This window comes from Leifsonia sp. 2MCAF36, assembly GCF_052115525.1.
In the GTDB taxonomy this organism is placed as follows: domain Bacteria; phylum Actinomycetota; class Actinomycetes; order Actinomycetales; family Microbacteriaceae; genus Leifsonia.
Map to the genome: position 1 here is coordinate 326,921 of NZ_JBFRGV010000003.1, position 16,094 is coordinate 343,014.

Consider the following 16,094-nt stretch of genomic DNA (forward strand, 5'->3'; position numbering starts at 1 on the left):
GCGTGTCGCACCGGCGCGTCGCGCTGCATGCTGCCGTTTGTCTCGTCTGCAACTGCGCGCCCGTCCGCACACGCTACCGAGGGGCGCACTCGTCCCAAGACCTGGCCTGGTCGCGTGGGAGGCCAGCCGCTGCGAGGGCGTTCGCAAGGGCATGAGGCGCGGTCGCGGTGGCCCAGCGCCAGCGGACCACGCACAGGCCGAGGGCGCGCAAGCGGTCCTCCCGGACCTTCTCGTCCAGGACGACCTGCTCGGCCGACCGTCCACCTCGGAGGGCCGGGTCCAGATACTTCGCGTCGCCATCGGCCTCGCCCACGAGGCCGAACGCCGGCCATGCGAAGTCGACGTATCCGATCAGCCCTGCCGCATCCTTAAGCGGGGTCTGGAGTTCGGGCCGTGGAAGCCCCGCAGCGTGCATGGCCACCCGACTCACCGACTCCAACGGCGACTCGGCGCGCCCATCCGCGAAGTCGATGACGTCCAGAGAGCGGCGATGCCCGCGCATCGGCTGAGCACGCTGCCAGGCGGCTCTGAGCGCATCCCTCTTGCCTTCGTAGCGCGGGTCGGCGAAGCGCCCGAACCGCTCGCGCAGTGCGTGATCGGCCATGGCGACGGCTGCGCCTGTCGGGGCTACCGCGGCCAGATCGACAACGGTCCGCTCGAGCGACGTGCAGAGCAGACCGTCCCGCTCCTTGAGGTCCTCGGCCGCGACATCGAGAGAGTGCGCGACCACGTTCGCTGAGGAGCGTCCGCCGCTCGTTCGGCCGACCGAGACGTGGATCGCGTCGGGTCGTGTCCCGACGATCGGCAGTGCGTGCATCGCGGCTGCTGACCAGTGGGAGAAGATCGGCGGTTGCTGCCGCGTCAATGCGATAGCACGGATGCGCAGAAGATAGCGCTCGCGATCGTCGAGCGCCTCCCACGCGGATCGTTCGACGTAGACGCCGCGGGCGACCCGTACCTCAGTCCCGCGCTGGGCTGCGCGGCCGTGCTGCTGTCGGGTCTCCGAGCGGTCACGAAGGTTTCTTACGAGCATGAGTTCGGGATAGCGGGGGCCGACTGTCATGCCTCCGGTCTAGCTCGCCGCCCGGCTCTGTCGCGCGCGATCCGCCTCAACTGTGGAGAGGTGCCTCCACCGCGCCGCTGTGGACGCTTCCAAGTGCGGCGGTTCGGAACGTGTGCGCCTGGGCGCGCAGTGGCGGATGCGACGAACGGGGGCGGGAACGCAGGAGCGGGGCCGGCGTTGCCGGCCCCGCTCGAGTGGCGCCTCGCGCCGCCACTCAGCTGAATCTTCACGACCGCTATGCGGCCCCGGAACTTCCGTTGCGAGAACCTGTCAGCGGTGTGGGCTGGTTTGCGAGGCCGTGGGTATCCATAGGCGCTCCTCTCAACGACGGGAACCGTCCCGGTTGAAACGGTGCGTCAATTGTGCAGCGCGGACGGCCTGAGGTAAACCCCTGTCCAGCGGAAAGCCAGGAACGCGAAAGAGGGCCGGGCCCGAAGGCCCGACCCTCTCACAAGCGAGGTCGCGAAGGACTTACTTGCTGATCTTCGTGACGGTACCGGCGCCCACGGTGCGGCCACCCTCACGGATGGCGAAGCCGAGGCCCTCCTCCATGGCGATCGGCTGGATCAGCTCGACCGACATGTCGGTGGTGTCGCCGGGCATGACCATCTCGGTGCCCTCGGGCAGCGAGATGACGCCGGTGACGTCGGTGGTGCGGAAGTAGAACTGCGGACGGTAGTTCGTGTAGAAGGGGTTGTGACGTCCACCCTCATCCTTGGACAGGATGTAGGCGGTGCCCTCGAAGTTGGTGTGAGGGGTCACAGAACCCGGCTTCGCGACGACCTGGCCGCGCTCCACGTCCTCGCGCTTGGTGCCGCGGAGGAGCAGACCACAGTTCTCGCCGGCCCACGCCTCGTCGAGCTGCTTGTGGAACATCTCGATACCGGTGACCGTGGTCTTCTGAGTCGGGCGGATGCCGACGATCTCGACCTCGGAGTTGATGGCGAGGGTTCCGCGCTCGGCGCGGCCGGTGACGACGGTGCCACGACCGGTGATCGTGAAGACGTCCTCGATCGGCATCAGGAACGGCTTGTCCTTGTCGCGGACCGGGTCCGGGATGGACTCGTCGACGGCCTCCATGAGGTCGAGGATGGACTGGGTCCACTTCTCGTCGCCCTCGAGAGCCTTGAGGCCGGAGACGCGGATCACCGGGGCGTTGTCGCCGTCGAAGTCCTGGCTGGCGAGCAGCTCGCGGACCTCGAGCTCGACGAGCTCCAGGATCTCCTCGTCGTCGACCATGTCGGACTTGTTCAGCGCGACGAGCAGGTACGGAACGCCGACCTGCTTGGCGAGCAGAACGTGCTCACGGGTCTGAGCCATCGGGCCGTCGGTGGCGGCGACCACGAGGATCGCGCCGTCCATCTGGGCGGCACCGGTGATCATGTTCTTGATGTAGTCGGCGTGACCAGGGGCGTCGACGTGCGCGTAGTGGCGCTTCGGCGTCTCGTACTCGACGTGGGAGATGTTGATCGTGATACCACGCTGACGCTCTTCCGGAGCCGAGTCGATCGACGCGAAGTCGCGCTGAACGTTGGTCGCCGACGGGTACTTGTCAGCAAGCACCTTGGAGATCGCCGCGGTGAGCGTCGTCTTGCCGTGGTCGACGTGACCGATGGTTCCGATGTTCACGTGCGGCTTAGTGCGCTCGAACTTGGCCTTAGCCACTGTGGTCCTCCTCAGGACTCTCGTGCAGGGCCACCGGTCGATGGATTTCGACCGGTGGAGCTGCGGGATTGGTTTCTTATGTTACGGGATGTTGCCTGGGAGCAGCGACCGAGGTCACTCGCCCTTGCTCTTCTGGACGATCTCGTCGGCGACAGCCTTCGGGACCTCCGCGTAGCTGTCGAACTGCATCGAGTACACCGCACGGCCCGAGGTCTTGGACCGCAGGTCGCCGATGTAGCCGAACATTTCGGACAGCGGGACGTTCGCGCGAACGACCTTGACGCCGCTCGCGTCCTCCATGGACTGGATCTGTCCACGGCGCGAGTTCAGGTCGCCGATGACGTCGCCCATGTACTCCTCCGGCGTGCGCACCTCGACCGCCATGAGCGGCTCGAGGAGCACCGGGTTCGCCTTCCGAGCGGCCTCTTTGTAGGCCATCGAGCCGGCGATCTTGAACGCCATCTCCGAGGAGTCGACGTCGTGCGCTGCACCGTCGAGGAGCGTCGCCTTGACGCCCACCGTCGGGAAGCCGGCGAGCACGCCGACCTGCATCGCGTCCTGGATTCCCGCATCCACCGAGGGGATGTACTCGCGCGGGACGCGACCGCCGGAAACGGCGTTCACGAACTCGTACGAGGTCTCCGGGGTGACCTCGATCGGCTCCAGGCTGATCTGCACCTTCGCGAACTGACCGGATCCACCGGTCTGCTTCTTGTGGGTGTAGTCGTACTTCTCGACCGTGCGGCGCAGCGTCTCGCGGTACGCGACCTGGGGCTTGCCCACGTTGGCCTCGACGTTGAATTCGCGCTTCATCCGGTCGACGAGGATGTCGAGGTGGAGCTCGCCCATGCCCTTGATGACGGTCTGGCCGGTCTCCTGGTTCTGCTCGGTGCGGAACGTCGGGTCCTCTTCGGCCAGCTTCTGGATCGCGGTGCCCAGCTTCTCCTGGTCGGCCTTGGTCTTCGGCTCGATGGCGACCTCGATCACGGGCTCCGGGAAGGTCATCGACTCGAGCACGACCTGGTGGTCCGGGTCGCTCAGGGTGTCACCGGTGGTGGTGTCCTTGAGGCCGATCACCGCGTAGATGTTGCCGGCGGTGACGTGGTCGACGGGGATCTCCTTGTTGGCGTGCATCTGGAAGATCTTGCCGATGCGCTCCTTCTTGCCCTTGGTCGAGTTGACGACCTGGGCACCGGAGTCGAGGTGACCCGAGTAGACGCGCACGTAGGTGAGGCGACCGAAGAACGGGTGCACCGCGACCTTGAACGCCAGCGCCGAGAACGGCTCGGTGGCGTCCGCGTGACGCATGATGACCTGCTCCTCGTCGCGCGGGTTGTGCGCCTCGATGGCGGGCACGTCGAGCGGCGACGGGAGGTAGTCGATCACAGCGTCGAGCATCGGCTGAACGCCGCGGTTCTTGAACGCCGAACCGCAGAGCACCGGGTAGATCTCGTTGTTAACGGTGAGCTTGCGGATGCCCGCCTTGATCTCCGCGATGGAGAGCTCCTCGCCGGCGAAGTACTTCTCGAGCAGCGCGTCGTCGGCCTCGGCGACCGTCTCGACCAGCTTGGCGCGGTACTCCTCGGCCTTGGCCTGGAGGTCGGCGGGGATCTCCTGGACCTCGTACTTGGCGCCCATGGTCACGTCACCCTTGGCGTCGCCGGGCCAGACCAGTGCGCGCATCTCGACGAGGTCGACGACGCCGACGAAGTCGGACTCGGACCCGATCGGGAGCTGCATCACCAGCGGCTTGGCACCGAGGCGGGAGACGATGGTGTCGACGGTGAAGTAGAAGTCGGCGCCCAGCTTGTCCATCTTGTTGACGAAGCAGATGCGCGGGACGACGTACTTGTCGGCCTGGCGCCACACGGTCTCCGACTGGGGCTCGACGCCCTCTTTCGCGTCGAAGACGGCGACCGCGCCGTCGAGCACGCGGAGCGAACGCTCCACCTCGACGGTGAAGTCGACGTGTCCGGGCGTGTCGATGATGTTGATCTGGTTCTTGTTCCAGAAGCAGGTCACGGCCGCGGACGTGATGGTGATGCCGCGCTCCTTCTCCTGCTCCATCCAGTCGGTGGTCGAGGCGCCGTCGTGGGTCTCGCCGATCTTGTGGTTGACGCCCGTGTAGAACAGGATGCGCTCGGTCGTGGTGGTCTTGCCGGCATCGATGTGGGCCATGATGCCGATGTTGCGGACCTTGTTCAGGTCGGTGAGCACGTCCTGTGCCACAGGGTTCCTCCGAAAGAATTGAAAGTGAGGGTGCCGTCCGGGCGCGGCACTGTCAGTGCAACGCCCGGACGGGCGCCGGGTTACCGGCGTTTGGGGTTTACCAGCGGTAGTGCGCGAAGGCCTTGTTCGACTCGGCCATCTTGTGCGTGTCCTCGCGACGCTTGACGGCGGCGCCGAGACCGTTGGACGCGTCCAGGATCTCGTTCTGGAGACGCTCGGTCATCGTCTTCTCGCGACGACCCTTGGCGTAGCTGGTGAGCCAGCGCAGCGCCAGCGTGTTGGCGCGGTGCGGCTTGACCTCGACCGGCACCTGGTAGGTCGAGCCACCGACACGGCGGGAGCGGACCTCGAGGGTCGGACGGATGTTGTCGAGAGCCTTCTTCAGCGTGGCGACCGCGTCCTGACCGGACTTGGTGCCGACGCCCTCGAGCGCGTCGTAGACGATGCGCTCGGCGAGGCCCTTCTTGCCGTCGAGGAGGATCTTGTTGACGAGCTGGCTGACGACCGGCGACCCGTATACCGGGTCGGCGACGACGGGGCGCTTAGGAGCGGGACCCTTGCGAGGCATTACTTCTTCTCCATCTTCGCGCCGTAACGGCTGCGAGCCTGCTTGCGGTTCTTGACGGCCTGGGTGTCGAGCGCGCCACGGACGATCTTGTAGCGAACGCCGGGCAGGTCCTTCACACGACCGCCGCGGACGAGCACCATGGAGTGCTCCTGCAGGTTGTGGCCCTCACCGGGGATGTAAGCGGTGACCTCGGTCCCGTTCGACAGCTTCACGCGGGCGACCTTGCGGAGCGCCGAGTTCGGCTTCTTGGGGGTGGTGGTGTAGACACGGGTGCACACGCCGCGCTGCTGCGGGTTGGCCTTCAGGGCGGGAGCCTTGGTCTTGGTGACCTTCGGCGTCCGTCCCTTACGGACCAACTGCTGAATGGTTGGCACTGAACTTCTCCTTTTATGGACTGCACGGTGACAGTTGTTGCTTCTACCCCAGGAGCCACCGACCCGCTGCGCGGGCGTGGGGGTTCTCGGGGGAATCGGCCGACAGGCGTCGTCCGCCGGCCGATATGCCGTGGGGGCCGGGATCCCGTGCGGTCTCCCTGCCCATCGGATGAGTACGTGCCGACCCGCTCGGCCCCTGCCCGTCAAGAGGGCATGAGTCAAGCGCGCGACTGAGCGCACACCCGATAAAGACTATCTGCCGTACACCCTGCGGTCAAATGGCGAGGGCCGCGTGAGCGCCCTGTCCGCGCACGGCGAAATCCGCTGCACGGCAGGGATCAGCCCTGCGCCGACCCGTCGCCGAGGTTCGGCTGGAACTCGGCGCCGCTGCCGGTGAAGGTCACGACGCCCGCGTAGGCGAACGGGATGTCCTCGGTGCTGACCTGCTCGGTGGCTCCGTCGGCCAGGCGGGTCAGGGTCGCCGTCGCCTTCACGCTGCCGTCCTCGCCGCGTGCGGCGAAGCCGCCGTCGCTCCACACCTGCTCGACGGTCACCGTCGGGCGGGCGTCCAGGGTCCAGCGGAAGTCGCTCGCGCGGATGCCGTTCTCCGTGTCCTCCGTGACGAGGAACGGGCAGTTGGCGGGCGCCGCGGCCTGCGACGCGAGGCAGCCGTCCAGCCAGGATTCGACGGCGGTCTGCGCATCCGTCGCGCCCGTCGCCGACAGCTGCGCCGCGAAGACGGTGGGATCGGCGGTCTCATTCACCGGGTGCGAGATGGCGACACCTCCGGGGAAGGTGAACTCCGAGCTCGGCGAGGTCACCTTCACCGGGTAGCTGCCCGGGAGGGCCCGCAGGCTCAGCTTCTGCACCTTGTCGTGGGCGGCGGCACCGCCGACGGTGTAGGTCAGGCCGGCCGGGCCATCCACCTCGACGCGGACGGTCTCCGGCGTGACCGGCGCCAGTTTCCAGAGCGTCAGCCAGGGGACTCCGCCGGCGCGCTCGACGCGGAACGTACGGCTGTAGGGGCGATCGCCCTCCTGCACGGTGGCCTCGACGGTCGTCACTCCGCCCCGGCTGACCGGGCGGCCCAGCGTGAACGACGTGATCCGGTCGCTGGCCCCCTTGTACGCCGCGTCATTGAGCAGGATGTCGCCGGAGCCGGCCGTGATGCCGCCCAGTTTCATCGCTTCGCGCGCATTCCCGTGGACGAGTGCTTCCAGGTACCGGGCGACCACCGTGCGCGGCATGTCCTGCACCACGGCGATCGTCGCCACGGACAGCATCGCGCCCGCCGCGGTGCACAGCACGGCGACAGCGGCGAGCGCCCACCAGTACCAGCGCACCCGGATCCGGCGTTTCGGCGCGCCCGCAGACTCGAGACTCATGTTCCCCCTTCGACCAGTCGCCAGCCTAGGGGCGGAACGCCGACGAGCGCGGGCACCCGTTCGGGGTACCCGCGCTCGTCGCGTGCTGCCTGGGCCGGCTCAGCCGCCGATGCCCTTGGCGAGCTCGCTGTCCACGTTCTGCAGCGCGTCTGCGGCCTTGGTGAGGAACTGCGACATTCCGTCGAGGCCGTTCACCGCCTCCGTGGTGCCCTTGGTGAACTGCTCGTAGGAGGTGTGGAACGCTCCCGACGCCTGATCGGTGACGAAGCCGCCGTTGACGAGCCCGTTCACCAGGTTCTGCAGCTCGTGGAGCTTGGCGGTGATGTCGTCCTTGCCCGCGGTGAGGCGGTTGGCGGCATCGGTCATCTCGCCGTACGTGACATTCATGTTGGCCATGACGGTCCTTATCCCTTCGGTTCGAAAGAGGCCGTACCCCCGGGGCCGACCAGCTACGTCCACCTAACCAGGGCCGGCCGGTGGGCGGAATGGGGAGCACTCCCCATCCGGCGGGGTTCACCACCGCAGGCCCAGCGGGATAGCCTGGCAGCCATGCCGTCGTACCGTCCGATGAAGCCGAACGCGAACTCCGCCGCCGCACGTGCGCAGCTGCCGCGCTCCGGCCGTGCCTCGACCCCGCCTTCGGGAGCGGAGCGGGTGCTGCGGCCGTTCGGCTACCTGCTGGTCGCGCTGGTCTGGACAGCGCTGAGCGTGGTCACGCTGCTGCTTCCTGCGGCTCTGCCGTTCGGCCTGTGGAGCGCCAACCCGGATTACAGCTCACGGGAGTTCCTCACCGGCGGTGACGTCGTCCCGATGGTGCTGTTCCTCGTGTTCGCTGTGGTCGTGCTGGTCCCGCTGCTGGGTTATGCCTTCGTGGCACTGCCGCTCGCGTCCGCCCCGCTGGCGGTGCTCTCCTGGACCTACGTCGGCCGCAGTCTGCTCCCGGCCTACGCCGACGAACGGCTGTCGAGCACCGGGTGGTCGCGGAACGTGATCGGCCCGCCGACGGTCGGACCGACCGCGATGTCGCTCCTGCCCGTCCGGCTCACGCCGTGGACGCGGTTCTGGACCGAGTTGATGCTGCTCGGTTGGCGGCCGGGCCGCGGCATCCTGGTGGCCGGCATCCCCTACGGGCTCGCGTCGATCGCGGTCTCGGGCTGGCTGTTCTGGCCGCTGGGCACCGTCGGCGTGGTCGTCTGGACGGTCATCACCGTCGCCCTCGTCGTTGCGACGGTCGTGCTGGTGGGACGGGCCTACCGGCAGCGGGTCAGCGGCCGGCGGCCGGCGTCGCGAGCGGTGCCCGGAACGTGATCGAGTCGATCATCGCGTCGAACAGCTCCAGGTAGAGCTCCGGCGCCGTCGCCGTGGGGGCATTCACGCGAGCGTGGATGAGGCGCTCGCCTCCGGGGGCGACGAAGCGGTAGTCGGCCACCAGCTCCGGCGCCGACTGCTCCTCGTACGTCGTCTGCCGGACCGTCGACCGGCGGCGGGCGGGCCCGAGGGACAGGTCGAGCGCGTCGTGGTCGGGAAAGCAGCGCGCGAGGTGCGCATCCGCTTGCTCCTCCGCAGCGGGGGCGGTGGGCCATTCCTCCCGCGACAGCACGAGCGAGGCGGGGAAGGGTACGCCGGGCAGGATCTCCAGCGACATGGCCAGGGCGAACGCGGAGCTGTCGTTGGCCAGCGCGACGAGCCGTTCCAGCTCGGACTTCGCGGTGTGCCGCACCCGGGCCAACCGGTCGGCGCGACCGACGCGTTCTGCGACGAGGCGACGGATGCGACGGGCCGCGGCCTCGTCGTCGTGGAGCGGGATCATCACCCAGGTACCGGGGAAGACGATCGTCAGCTCGTCGTCCAGCGACGTCAGGCGCGCGTCGCTCATGCGTACTCCCCCAGGCTGACGCGCAGCGAGTCGGCGATTTCCTGGGTCTCCTCGACCATGTCGGCGAAGCCGCCGACGAAGGCGGAGCGGAAGATCATCTGGAACGCCTGCGCCGAACCGACCGGGAAGATCGCGAAGACGACGCGCTGCTCGAGGAGCGCGTCCCCCGCCTCCTCGTCGGCGATCGCGGTGAGGTGCGTGAAACCGACCAGCTCACCGGTGGCGTGGGCGGTCCGCCACGAGCGGTAGCCGCGGATCTCGTAGCCCGGCTCACGGTGCTCGCCTTCCGCGTCGGCGGCCGCGAGGTAACTCTCCGGAGTGTCGTCGGTCTCCAGCTGGAGCAGTTCGACCGTCTGGAACGCGTTCAGAACGCCCGCGGCGGGCACCGGGATGTAGACCCGGGCGCGCGTCGCTCCCGTCGGGTCCTCCGCGTGCAGCACCCGCTGCAGCGCCCGCAGCCGCTCGGCCAGCTCGTCGGCGAGCCCGCCGGCGTCCAGGGTCGCGACCAGCCGCTCCGGCCAGTCGTCGCTCCCGTGCTCGCCGAGCAGTTCCACGTCGTACCAGCCGTCCGGCGCCTCGAACGAGAAGTCGACGATGTCCTGGGCGCGCAGTGTCATATCCGGTCCGCTCCTCAGCCGTTGTTGCTCTTGTAGGTCGGCAGGTACGTGTCAGCCCCCTGCAGAACGCGCTTCTGCACATCCACGTCGAGCTGCGGAAGGTCGGTGTGGCCGCGGCCGCCGTCGAGCTTGTTCACGATCGAATCGACCTTACCCGGCACATTCACCAGGTCGGCCCCCTTGCTGACCAGGGCCGAGCCCTGGTGGTATGCCGCGACCACGGTCAGCGGGTTCAACTCGCGGGCGTGGATGTCGTGCGAGACCGCCCGCACCACGTTCTGGTCGATGCCGAGCAGCGAGCGCACCGCCTTCGCCTTGTCGGCGCCGTTCGTGACGAGAGCCTTGTACGCTTCCCGCTGAGCGGCGCCCGAATCGCCGGCGACCTTCCAGATGTTGAGGTCCTTGCCCGGCTTCTGGAAGAGCTTCGTCGTGGCCGACCTCATCAGACGCCTGCCGATCTGCATCTTCAGGATGGCGTTCGGGCTGGTGTGGACGCCGCCGACCAGCCGCGGCACGCGGGCCAGCGACTTGATCCGGGCCGCCTTGCCGAGGAACGCGAAGATGCGGCCGCCGAACACGCTCAGCACGACCGTGACGGCGGCGCCCAGGATGTCGAGGAACGAGCCCTCGCCGTTCGCGAACTTCACGACGGCATCCACGAGCTTGATGATGGAGGCGACGATCGCGATCACCGCGAGGACCTGGCCGAGGATCGGCACCCAGGCGAGGAAGATCGCCAGCACGCCTGCGATGTCTCCGATGGTCTCGATCACCCCCATGACCTTGTCCCAGAACCCCGGGTTCTTGAGGCCGTTGTTGTGGTGGTCCACGACATCCACGATCGCGCTGACCGCCTTCTCGGCGGCGCGGTTCTTGCGGTCGCGTGCGTCGTACCAGGCCTGGTGCGCCGCCTGAAGCGCGGCGTTGGCGTGGCGCGCAGCATCGTCGGCGCCGTCCGCCTTCTTGCCTGCGGTGGAGGCGTCCTCCGGCTTGGCGTTCTGGGCGTCGGTGTGTGCCGTCGCGGCCGCCTTGTGCGCCGCGTCGGCGTCGCCCTGCTTCTGCTGGATCAGCGTGATCGCCTTCTCGGCGTCGTCCTGCGCGCCGCGGAGCTCGGAGGCGTAGGCGATGAGAGCGCCGGCGGTCTTCAGGTAGCGGTCCTTGGCCTTGCCGATGTCGTCGGCGGTGTCCTTCGACATCTCCTGCAGCTTGGACACGGCCTGCGATTTGTAGCCGTCGACGTCGTGGATCTTGTTCAGCTCCTTGACCGAGCGCTGGATTGCCTCGCCGATGGCCTGGTAGTGCCGGGCCTTCGACTCGAGGACGCCGGGGTCGCCGGTCAGCGGCTGGAACTCGTGGTCGCTCACTTGTCCTCCTTCAGGGCCTTGGCGAGGTCGCCGTCCACCTTCACGAAGTTGTCGGCGACGGCGGCGATGACCTGCTGCACGTTCTTCACGTTCTCGGTCATGTCCTTGCGCTTCTCGTTCCACTTGTGAGCGAAGTCCCGGACGTGGCTGTGCAGGTCGTCGTGGCCGGTGGCGTCGGCGACCTGGTCGCTGAAGTCGTCGGCGTTCTGGAACTCGCGCACCACGGCGTCGAGGTCGTCACGCAGCTGCACGAGTTCGTCCAGCTTGAGTACGAGATCGGACACTGTTCCTCCCCTGTCGGTCCACGACGTCCCGGTCCTCGGGTCATCCTGCCTTCAGCACCGTACCGGTGGTCCAGCGGGGAAGCGATGGGGAGCGGTCCCCATCCACGTGCGCCGGGCGGACTGGGTATGGTGCAAACGTGCGACTGAAACTGACTCTCGCCCGCCCGTCCGGCAGCAGCGATGACATCGTCGTCACCGCGGACGCGGCGGCCAGCATCTCCGAGGTCGCCGCGACCATCGCGCGGATCGACCCGCGGCGCACCGGACCCGTCGCTGCGCCCGGCGCCCTGACCCTGCGCGCGCAGCTTCCCGGCCAGGCCGACCCGCTCATCCTGCCGCCGGATGCCCCGGTCGGGGAGGCCTGGATCGGCAGTGGCGCGACGGTCGCCCTGGCCGACGCCGGACTCCACTACGCACCGCCAGAGCTGGGCGAGGTACCCGTGGTCGCGACGCTGCGGGTGCTGAACGGTTCGCAGGCCGGGACCGAGTTCCCGCTGCGGGCCGGCACGACCGTTCTCGGCCGCGACGAGTCGTGCGACATCGTGCTGGAGGATGCTCTGGTGTCGAAGCGTCACGTGCGCTTCGAGGCCGGCGACGGGGTCGAAGTCGTCGACCTGGGCTCGGCGAACGGCGTCGTCGTGGACGGCGGTCTGGTGACCCGGTTCACGGTCCGGCGCACCGAGACGCTGCTGCTCGGCGACACCGAGGTGGAGTTGGTGGTACGAGCTGCATCCGAGCTCCCCGCCGCTACACCGACCGCCGGCCCGGTGTTCTTCAACCGGTCGCCGCGAGTGGAACGGCGCTACGCGGGGCAGGTCTTCCAGGCGCCCGAGGTCCCCGCCGAGAAGGACGACCCGCCCTTCCCGTTGCTGGCGATGATCACGCCGTTGCTGCTCGGCGGGGCCATGTTCGCGCTGACGCACCAGCCGACCACCCTGTTGTTCGTGCTGCTCTCGCCGGTCATGCTGATCGGCAACTACGTCAGCGGGCGGTCCCGCGGGAAGCGCAAGCTGAAGAAGCAGATCGCCGTGTTCGAGCAGCGCCTCGAAGCGCTCTCGACGAAGCTCGAGCAGGAGCGCCGCACCGAGGTCGAACTGCGCAGGGCCGAGACGCCGACCACGGCGGACGCCCTCTCCGAAGCCGTGCGCCGCGGCCCGCTGCTGTGGACGCGACGCCCCGAGCACTGGTCGTTCCTCAACCTCCAGCTGGGCCGCGGGTCGATGCGCTCCCGCAACACCGTGCAGGCCGTCGACCGTGCAGAGCTGATCGTGGAGTTCCAGGAGCGATTGGATGCGGTGGTCGCCGCCAACGAACGCGTCGACGACGTTCCGGTGCTGGACAACCTGTACGAGTCGGGCGCCCTCGGCATCGCCGGCCCGGCCGACCTCATCGCCGGCTCGGTCAACTCGGTCTTGGTGCAGCTCACGGCGCTGCACTCTCCCGCCGAGCTCGCGGTCGCGGCGCTGGTCTCCCCGCGCTGGTCCCGCGAACTGAGCTGGCTCAAGTGGATGCCGCACACCTCATCGCCGCACAGCCCGCTGCCCGGCGGTCATCTCGCGGACAGCGCATCCAGCGCGTCCGGTGTGCTCAGCGCACTCGAGGGCCTGGTCGAAGAGCGCCTCGCCGACGCGCGGCGCGGGCGGCAGCGTCGCGGCGCCATGGAGCAGGAGAGCGCCGCGCTGGAACGCGGCGCCGAGGTCGGCCGGTCGCAGACGACCGAGGGCACGCCGTCGCCGGTGCCCGCGGTCGTCGTCGTGATCTCCGACGATGTGGCCGTCGACCGCGCCCGCCTCGTGCAGCTGGCGGAGGCAGCGGCCGACGCCGGCGTGTTCCCCGTCTGGATCTCCGACGACGTCACCACCCTGCCCGCCGTGTGCCGCACCTTCCTGCAGCACACGGACCAGCCGCACCGTGCGCGCGCGGGCTTCGTCCGCCTCGGCGAGACGGTCGAGGACGTCGTAACGGAGCCGGTGACGGCCGCGACGGCGCTCGACTACGCCAAGCGGATGGCGCCGGTGATCGACGCGGGCGCGCTGGTCGCCGACGCGAGCGACCTGCCCCGCTCCATCTCGCTGGTGACCCTGCTCGGTCACGAGCTGGCCGAGTCGTCCAGCGCGGTCGTCGACCGCTGGCGGCAGAACGCCTCCATCCACGACCGGACGTCGAGCGAACGGCCTGCGCGCCGCCGCCCCGGCACGCTGCGTGCGACGATCGGCTCCGCCGGGGTCGACGCCATGCACCTCGACCTGCGGACGCAAGGCCCGCACGCCCTCGTCGGCGGCACCACCGGCGCGGGGAAGAGCGAGTTCCTGCAGGCGTGGGTGCTCGGGATGGCGGCCGAATACAGTCCCGACCGTGTCACCTTCCTCTTCGTCGACTACAAGGGCGGCTCCGCGTTCGCGGACTGCGTTAGCCTCCCGCACTGCGTCGGACTGGTCACCGACCTGAGCCCGCACCTCGTCCGCCGGGCGCTCACCAGCCTCCGCGCCGAGCTGCACCACCGCGAGCACCTGCTCAACCGCAAGAAGGCGAAGGACCTGCTGGAGCTGGAGAAGCGCGGCGACCCGGACAGCCCTCCCGCCCTGGTGCTGGTGATCGACGAATTCGCCGCCCTGGTCGGCGAGGTTCCGGAGTTCGTCGACGGCGTGGTCGACATCGCCCAGCGCGGCCGCTCCCTCGGCATCCACCTGATCATGGCGACGCAGCGCCCCGCCGGCGTGATCAAGGACAACCTGCGCGCCAACACCAACCTCCGCATCGCGCTGCGGATGGCCGACGAGTCGGACAGCCAGGACGTCGTCGGGGTCGCTGACGCCGGCCACTTCGACCCGGGCATCCCCGGCCGGGGCCTCGCCAAGACCGGGCCGGGACGGCTGGTGCGCTTCCAGTCGGCCTACGCCGGCGGCTGGACCAGCCGCGAGCCGGAGCGGACCGGCGTGGAGGTGTCCGAGCTGCGGTTCGGCGGCGAGGTGCGCTGGGAGGAGGAGCGCCCAGCCGAGGAGCCGGAGCGCGACCTCGGGCCGACCGACCAGCAGCGCCTGGTGGCCTCCATCGTGCGCGCGCAGGCCGCCGCGCACATCCCGGGCCCGCGCCGCCCCTGGCTGGACGAGCTCGCCGCGGCCTACGACCTCGGGCTGCTGCGGCAGCGGACCGATGCCCAGCTGCTGCTCGGTGTGTCCGACATCCCGGACCGGCAGGAGCAGCGACCCGTCTACTTCCAGCCGGACATCGACGGCAACATCGCGATCTACGGCACCGGCGGCTCGGGAAAGTCGACGGTGCTCCGCTCCCTCGCCTCCGCGGCAGCGATCACGCCGCGCGGCGGTCCGGTCCACGTCTACGGGCTCGACTTCGGCGCCGGTAGCCTGCGGATGCTGGAGAAGCTGCCGCACGTCGGCTCGATCATCCCGGGCGACGACCCCGAGCGCATCATCCGTCTGTTCCGGATGCTGAAGGAAACGCTCGAAGACCGCGGCCCGCGTTTCGCCGAGGCCAACGCCTCCAGCATCACCGAGTACCGGTCGCTGACCCGGCGGCAGGACGAGCCGCGCATCCTGCTGCTGATCGACGGCTTCCCCGCCTTCCGGGAGGACTTCGAGATCCCGGCCGGGCGGTCGCAGTGGTACGACGTCTTCCGCGACCTGCTGGCCGACGGCCGGCGCCTCGGGATGCACGTCGCCCTCACCGGCGACCGCGCCGGCGCCGTCCCCACCGCCATCGGATCGCTGGTGCAGCGGCGGGTGGTGCTGCGCCTGGCGGAGGACGGCTACGGGATGCTCGACGTGCCCAGCGACATCCTCTCGGCCGCCTCCCCTCCCGGCAGGGCCATCGTCGACGGGTACGAGACGCAGGTGGCCGTGCTCGGCGGCTCTCGCGCGGTGGCCGACCAGTCGGAGGCCGTCCGCCGGCTCGCCGAGGCGATGGAGCGGGCGGGCATCGCGCACGCGCCCGTTGTCGGGTCCATGCCGAAGGAGCTCGCCCCGGCCGCCCTGCCCGACAGCGTCGGCGGACTGCCCGTGCTGGGGATCGGCGACCTCGACCTCGGGCCGCTCGGCTTCGAGCCGTCCGGCACCCTGCTCATCGCCGGTCCCCCGGCGAGCGGACGGACCACCGCCCTCGCCGCCGTCGCGGACGCGGTCGCGCGCTTCGACGCCGAGACGCGCCTGTACTACGTGGGCAGCGCCCGGTCCCCGCTGGCCGGCTCCGACCTCTGGACCGACCGGGCCCTCACGCCGGCGGACGCCGCCGAGCTGGCGAAGGATCTGGTCGCGGCCGTTGGCGATCCGGACACCGAGGGACGGATCGCGGTCTTCGTGGAGAGCATCGGGGACTTCCTGCAGACGCCCGCCGACTCACCCATCGTGGAGCTGGCCCGCGCCATCCGCCGCAGCGACCACTTGCTCGTCGCCGAGGCGGAGACCAGCGCGTGGGGCACCTCCTGGCCGCTGCTCGGCGAGGTGAAGAACGGTCGACGCGGACTGCTGCTTCAGCCCGACTCGATCGAGGGCGACCTGCTGCTCAAGACGCCGCTGCCCCGGCTGAACCGGTCGGAGTTCCCTCCTGGACGCGGGGTCTTCATCCAGAAGGGCGGCTTCACGCGGGTGCAGGTGCCGCTGGTGGATGCGTCCCTCCCGGCGCGGGTGCGGGTGTAGCCGGCTCGCTACTCCCC

At 69.3% G+C, this 16,094-nt stretch carries 13 protein-coding genes; 2 read left to right on the forward strand and 11 right to left on the reverse strand.

What is annotated here, in order from left to right; translation table 11 throughout:
- Window positions 1-73: 73 nt before the first annotated feature.
- From AB4079_RS06960 to AB4079_RS06990, 7 genes are all read right to left on the reverse strand, one after another.
- Window positions 74-1,063, reverse strand: coding sequence for a hypothetical protein (locus AB4079_RS06960; protein ID WP_441786553.1), 990 nt, complete (start codon window positions 1,061-1,063; stop codon window positions 74-76).
- 471 nt (window positions 1,064-1,534) lie between these two features.
- A complete protein-coding gene (tuf, locus tag AB4079_RS06965; protein ID WP_441786554.1) occupies window positions 1,535-2,728 on the reverse strand; it encodes an elongation factor Tu in 1,194 nt (397 codons plus the stop codon).
- Window positions 2,729-2,842: 114 nt separating this feature from the next.
- The gene (fusA, locus tag AB4079_RS06970; RefSeq protein ID WP_441786555.1) at window positions 2,843-4,957 is read right to left on the reverse strand and encodes an elongation factor G; all 2,115 of its coding nucleotides are present in this window, start codon (window positions 4,955-4,957) and stop codon (window positions 2,843-2,845) included.
- 97 nt (window positions 4,958-5,054) lie between these two features.
- Window positions 5,055-5,525: a 30S ribosomal protein S7 gene (rpsG, locus tag AB4079_RS06975; protein ID WP_441786556.1), complete on the reverse strand. Its 471-nt coding sequence runs from the start codon at window positions 5,523-5,525 to the stop codon at window positions 5,055-5,057.
- Entirely contained in the window at window positions 5,525-5,899 is a 375-nt protein-coding gene (gene rpsL / locus AB4079_RS06980) for a 30S ribosomal protein S12 (protein WP_011186743.1), read from the reverse strand. The genes rpsG and rpsL overlap by 1 nt, the downstream gene beginning before the upstream one ends.
- Window positions 5,900-6,237: 338 nt before the next feature.
- The gene (locus AB4079_RS06985; protein ID WP_441786557.1) at window positions 6,238-7,284 is read right to left on the reverse strand and encodes a hypothetical protein; all 1,047 of its coding nucleotides are present in this window, start codon (window positions 7,282-7,284) and stop codon (window positions 6,238-6,240) included.
- Between the two features lie 99 nt (window positions 7,285-7,383).
- Window positions 7,384-7,680: a WXG100 family type VII secretion target gene (locus AB4079_RS06990; protein WP_374009678.1), complete on the reverse strand. Its 297-nt coding sequence runs from the start codon at window positions 7,678-7,680 to the stop codon at window positions 7,384-7,386.
- Window positions 7,681-7,833: 153 nt separating this feature from the next.
- On the opposite strand from AB4079_RS06990, the gene AB4079_RS06995 reads away from it, so the two are divergent.
- Window positions 7,834-8,592 carry a hypothetical protein gene (locus AB4079_RS06995; RefSeq protein WP_441786558.1) on the forward strand — a complete coding sequence of 253 codons (759 nt, stop codon included), beginning with the start codon at window positions 7,834-7,836 and terminating at the stop codon, window positions 8,590-8,592.
- Here AB4079_RS06995 and AB4079_RS07000 read toward each other — a convergent pair.
- Genes AB4079_RS07000 through AB4079_RS07015 form a run of 4 tightly spaced genes read right to left on the reverse strand, consistent with a single transcriptional unit; the run spans window position 8,549 to window position 11,425 of the window.
- Window positions 8,549-9,160 carry a hypothetical protein gene (locus AB4079_RS07000; protein ID WP_441786559.1) on the reverse strand — a complete coding sequence of 204 codons (612 nt, stop codon included), beginning with the start codon at window positions 9,158-9,160 and terminating at the stop codon, window positions 8,549-8,551. The two genes, AB4079_RS06995 and AB4079_RS07000, sit on opposite strands and share 44 nt — an antisense overlap.
- A complete protein-coding gene (locus tag AB4079_RS07005) occupies window positions 9,157-9,777 on the reverse strand; it encodes a hypothetical protein (RefSeq protein WP_441786560.1) in 621 nt (206 codons plus the stop codon). Before AB4079_RS07005 ends, AB4079_RS07000 begins: the two co-directional genes overlap by 4 nt.
- Before the next feature lie 14 nt (window positions 9,778-9,791).
- Window positions 9,792-11,141 (reverse strand): putative T7SS-secreted protein, encoded by a 1,350-nt coding sequence (locus AB4079_RS07010; RefSeq protein ID WP_441786561.1) that lies wholly within the window; start codon window positions 11,139-11,141, stop codon window positions 9,792-9,794.
- A complete protein-coding gene (locus AB4079_RS07015) occupies window positions 11,138-11,425 on the reverse strand; it encodes a hypothetical protein (protein WP_441786562.1) in 288 nt (95 codons plus the stop codon). The genes AB4079_RS07010 and AB4079_RS07015 overlap by 4 nt, the downstream gene beginning before the upstream one ends.
- Before the next feature lie 137 nt (window positions 11,426-11,562).
- On the opposite strand from AB4079_RS07015, the gene AB4079_RS07020 reads away from it, so the two are divergent.
- Window positions 11,563-16,077 (forward strand): FtsK/SpoIIIE domain-containing protein, encoded by a 4,515-nt coding sequence (locus tag AB4079_RS07020; protein ID WP_441786563.1) that lies wholly within the window; start codon window positions 11,563-11,565, stop codon window positions 16,075-16,077.
- The last annotated feature ends 17 nt before the right edge of the window (window positions 16,078-16,094 follow it).

Bases quoted from the DNA above. Each gene is read 5' to 3' on its own strand.
- AB4079_RS06960 (WP_441786553.1), bottom strand. From the start codon at position 1,063: ATGACAGTCGGCCCCCGCTATCCCGAACTCATGCTCGTAAGAAACCTT.
- rpsG (WP_441786556.1), bottom strand. From the start codon at position 5,525: ATGCCTCGCAAGGGTCCCGCTCCTAAGCGCCCCGTCGTCGCCGACCCG.
- AB4079_RS06985 (WP_441786557.1), bottom strand. From the start codon at position 7,284: ATGAGTCTCGAGTCTGCGGGCGCGCCGAAACGCCGGATCCGGGTGCGC.
- AB4079_RS06990 (WP_374009678.1), bottom strand. From the start codon at position 7,680: ATGGCCAACATGAATGTCACGTACGGCGAGATGACCGATGCCGCCAAC.
- AB4079_RS06995 (WP_441786558.1), top strand. From the start codon at position 7,834: ATGCCGTCGTACCGTCCGATGAAGCCGAACGCGAACTCCGCCGCCGCA.
- AB4079_RS07000 (WP_441786559.1), bottom strand. From the start codon at position 9,160: ATGAGCGACGCGCGCCTGACGTCGCTGGACGACGAGCTGACGATCGTC.
- AB4079_RS07005 (WP_441786560.1), bottom strand. From the start codon at position 9,777: ATGACACTGCGCGCCCAGGACATCGTCGACTTCTCGTTCGAGGCGCCG.